The 620-nt window shown below is 50.3% G+C and carries 1 protein-coding gene; it reads right to left on the bottom strand.

Annotated features, from left to right (window positions below; translation table 11 throughout):
* Positions 1–206: 206 nt before the first annotated feature.
* The coding region (locus tag L692_RS33565) for a hypothetical protein (protein WP_036723886.1) at positions 207–620 on the bottom strand (414 nt) is incomplete at its 5' end.

Here is a 620-nt window from a genome sequence, read left to right as displayed (position 1 = left end):
CTCATCTGGCTTTCGCAACGTTTTCGAAGGTTCGAACAAAAGTCCCCTATTTAATTTACATATTTCGGTTATTCAACAGGCCTGATACTATTTCCTCACTTCGCCACCCTAAAGTCCGGGAGAGGAGATTATGCAAAAAATAAAATGCAGACCGTATCCGAAGATACGAATCTGCATATGCGATATCTATGATAACCTTTTAAAAATCAATCAGAAATCCAGGGGTTGCGGCGTTTTTTCACTGTCTCCTTGCCTTTGCCCGAACGCTGCTGCTTCGTCGTGCCGCTCGTTTTAATTTCTTTTCCCCGGCGGCTTGATGTCTTGGCTTTGGCCTCGGAAGACAAGGAAGACGTTTTGACTTCTCCTTGATCTTCAATATTATTCTGTTCACCGGTCAATTCGCCGCCAGCAACGCCTTCCTCCCCGAACGATGCTCCTGCGGCGGGCACAGCTTCCGTCTCAACAGGAAGTCGGTTGGAATATACCCAATCCTCCGTGCCTGGGAATTTCGGGACCGGAGGGATACCCGTGGTCGCCGGAGAGCTATACGCCGCGGCCGGGTAGGAAGGTGCCGCCGAGTAGGGTTGAGGAAAGGCCGTGCCATAAAACGGAGCTTCTTG

The sequence above is a fragment of the Paenibacillus forsythiae T98 genome, assembly GCF_000520735.1.
Classification (GTDB): Bacteria; Bacillota; Bacilli; order Paenibacillales; family Paenibacillaceae; genus Paenibacillus_AQ; species Paenibacillus_AQ forsythiae.
The sequence above is the reverse complement of the archived record's forward strand: the minus strand, read 5'-3'. Positions and strand labels throughout refer to the sequence as shown.